This is a genomic window from Rhizobacter sp., assembly GCF_031412495.1.
Taxonomy (GTDB): domain Bacteria; phylum Pseudomonadota; class Gammaproteobacteria; order Burkholderiales; family Burkholderiaceae_C; genus Schlegelella_A.
Genome location: NZ_JANODC010000030.1, coordinates 1 through 2,487, shown reverse-complemented (window position 1 = coordinate 2,487; position 2,487 = coordinate 1). Strand labels below are relative to the sequence as shown.

General features: G+C 71.0%; 2 protein-coding genes. Both read left to right on the top strand.

Annotation, left to right across the window (positions count from 1 at the left end; translation table 11 throughout):
- On the top strand, positions 1-1,534 hold a 1,534-nt coding region (locus AC30N0_RS01105), incomplete at its 5' end, for a xanthine dehydrogenase family protein molybdopterin-binding subunit (protein ID WP_489516097.1).
- A gap of 12 nt (positions 1,535-1,546) precedes the next feature.
- Positions 1,547-2,341, top strand: a complete 795-nt coding sequence (locus AC30N0_RS01100) for an FAD binding domain-containing protein (RefSeq protein WP_489516096.1) — start codon at positions 1,547-1,549, stop codon at positions 2,339-2,341.
- The last annotated feature ends 146 nt before the right edge of the window (positions 2,342-2,487 follow it).

Genomic DNA, 2,487 nt, shown 5'->3' with positions numbered 1-2,487 from the left:
GCGCGTCGGCCGGCCGATCAAGTGGACCGCCGAGCGCAGCGAATCCTTCCTCACCGACGCGCACGGCCGCGACCACCTCTCGACCGCCGAGTTGGCCATGGACGGCCAGGGCAACTTCCTCGCCCTGCGGGTGAAGACGGTGGCCAACATGGGCGCCTACCTGTCGACCTTCGCCTCGGCGGTGCCGACCATCCTCTACGCGACGCTGCTCGCCGGCCAGTACAAGACGCCGGCCATCTACGCCGAGGTCAAGGCGGTGTTCACCAACACCGCCCCGGTCGATGCCTACCGCGGCGCCGGCCGGCCGGACGCGACCTACCTCGTCGAGCGGATGGTCGAGCAGGCGGCGCGCGAAATGAAGATGGACCCGGCCGACATCCGCCGCCGCAACTTCATCACCACCTTCCCGTACGCGACGCCGGTCGGCCTGACCTACGACGTCGGCGACTACGCGGCGCACCTCGACAAGGCCGTGAAGATGGCCGACGTGGCGGGCTTTCCGGCGCGGCGGGCCGCGTCGGAGGCCAGGGGCAAGAAGCGCGGCCTCGGCTACTGCTGCTACATCGAGGCCTGCGGCATCGCGCCGTCGAACATTGCCGGCGCCCTGGGCGCCCGCGCCGGGCTCTTCGAGGCCGGCGAGGTGCGCGTCCATCCGACCGGCACGGTGACGATCTTCACCGGCTCGCACAGCCACGGCCAGGGCCACGAGACGACCTTCGCCCAGGTCGTCGCGCAGCGCCTCGGCATCCCGATGGAGAACGTCGAGATCGTGCACGGCGACACCGGCCGCGTGCCCTTCGGCATGGGCAGCTACGGCAGCCGTTCGCTGGCGGTCGGCGGCACGGCGATCGTCAAGGCGGTCGACAAGGTCATCGCCAAGGGCAAGAAGATCGCCGCCCACCTGCTCGAGGCCGCCGACACCGACATCGAGTTCGAGAACGGCGAGTTCCGGGTCGCCGGAACCGACAAGAAGGTCGCCTGGGGCAACGTCTCGCTCACCGCCTACGTGCCGCACAACTACCCGCTCGACAAGCTCGAGCCCGGGCTCAACGAGAACGCGTTCTACGACCCGACCAACTTCACCTACCCGGCCGGCAGCTACGTCTGCGAGGTCGAGGTCGACCCGGAGACGGGCAAGGTGAAGATCGAGTCCTTCGTCGCCGTCGACGACTTCGGCAACGTCGTCAACCCGATGATCGTCGAGGGCCAGGTGCACGGCGGCATCGCCCAGGGCCTCGGCCAGGCGATGATGGAAGCGGCGGCCTACGACGTCCAGTCGGGCCAGCTCCTCACCGGCTCGTACATGGACTACGCCATGCCGCGCGCGATGGACATCCCGAACTTCCGGGTCGACACCACCGTCACGCCGTGCAGCCACAACCCGCTCGGCGTCAAGGGCTGCGGCGAAGCCGGCGCGATCGGCTCGCCCGCCGCCTACATCAACGCCGTGACCGATGCGCTCGGGATCGTCGACCTGGCCATGCCGGCGACGCCGGAGCGCGTCTGGCGCGCCGCCCACGGCCTGCCGGCCTGAAAGGACAACACCATGTACGCATTCGAGTACCAGCGGCCGACCAGCCGCGACGCCGCCAGGGCCCCCGCCGGCGCCGACGCCCGCTACCTCGCCGGCGGCCAGAGCCTGATCCAGGCCATGCGGCTGCGCCTGTCCGAGTCGGAGCGCCTCGTCGACCTGGGCGCGATCGCCGACCTGAAAGGCATCCGCACCGACGGCGCCGGCATCGCCATCGGCGCCATGGCGACGCACGCCGCCGTCGCCGCCAGCGCCGAGGTCCGTCGCGTCGTGCCGGCGCTCGCCGAGCTCGCCGCCGGCATCGGCGACCCGATGGTCCGCAACATGGGCACGCTCGGCGGCTCGATCGCCAACGCCGACCCGGCCGCCTGCTACCCGGCCGGCGTGGTCGGTCTGAACGCGACCATCCACACCGACCGACGCACCATCGCCGCCGACGATTTCTTCACCGGCCTCTACGAGACCGCGCTGCAGCCGGGCGAACTGATCACCCACGTCAGCTTCCCGGCCGCGCAGCGTGCCGCCTACGTCAAGTACAAGCAGCAGGCATCGCGCTTCGCGCTCATCGGCGTCTTCGTCGCCCAGACCGGCCAGGGCGTGCGCGTCGCCGTCACCGGCGCCAAGGGCCACGTGTTCCGTGCCCGCGAGATCGAGGACGCGCTGGCCAAGAGCTTCACCCCCGAAGCCGCCAAGGGGGTGAAGATGCCGACCAGCGACATCAACGCCGACCTGCACGGCTCGGCCGAATACCGGGCGGCGATGATCAGCGTCATGGCCTCGCGGGCGGTGGCGGCTGCGTTGGCGAGATAGGGTCTTGCCGCGCTGGTCGCGGTGCCATGGGTTGCCGCGGAGCGGGTCTTGCGCGGGATCGGGACGGCGGGGCGCGCTGCTCCGCTCATGTCCCCCGTCCCCAGCCTGGCGGCTGGGGCCTCCTCCTTTACTTCGCTGCGCAGCGC